Below are 612 nucleotides of genomic sequence, written 5' to 3' on the forward strand. Positions count from 1 at the left end.
GACTCGTCGAGGGCCAAGTCGTGACCAACTGGAAACAGGCCCTCGAGCAACTCGCACTGACCTACCCCGACCGGATCAACCCCCACCTCACATGACCGGCCCTTACACAGAAATCTTGACAGGCTCGCAATCCCTCGTACGCATCCAACAACTCACCGTCTACGACGTGGCCACCGACAACGAAGGACAACTGTTCATCCGTCTCGGCGACCCGCCCCTGTCTCAGCCCCTTCGACGGCGTCATCTGCCAGCACGTCGCTACCCGCAGGAACCAGACCACCGCCACGAACACCACCAGTCCCTGGCTATTACCCGGTTGCGCCTCAGGACAGCCGATGCACACCCACATCCCTACGACTGCGCCTTCGCAACCTCGACATCCCCAACCTGACCAACCGCAGCCGAGCCATCCGCGAGATGCTCCGCGAAGCAAATCCGTTCATCGTCGCCGGCATGCTCGGCTACAGCGCCACCGATCACGAGAAGGGGCGTGATGCAGCCGTAGGTGACAACTGACTTCTGGTGCGCAGCATCAGAGGAGAGGATGTCGCTATGCCTGCTCCCTATCCGCAAGAGTTCCGCGATGACGTGGTCGCGGTCGCTCGTGGGCGA

At 61.9% G+C, this 612-nt stretch carries 1 protein-coding gene; it reads right to left on the reverse strand.

Annotation, left to right across the window (positions count from 1 at the left end; all coding sequences use genetic code 11):
• Positions 1-351: 351 nt before the first annotated feature.
• On the reverse strand, positions 352-612 hold a 261-nt coding region (locus FNM00_RS19110), incomplete at its 5' end, for a hypothetical protein (RefSeq protein ID WP_221933823.1).

Source organism: Aeromicrobium piscarium (assembly GCF_007421815.1).
Taxonomy (GTDB): domain Bacteria; phylum Actinomycetota; class Actinomycetes; order Propionibacteriales; family Nocardioidaceae; genus Aeromicrobium; species Aeromicrobium piscarium.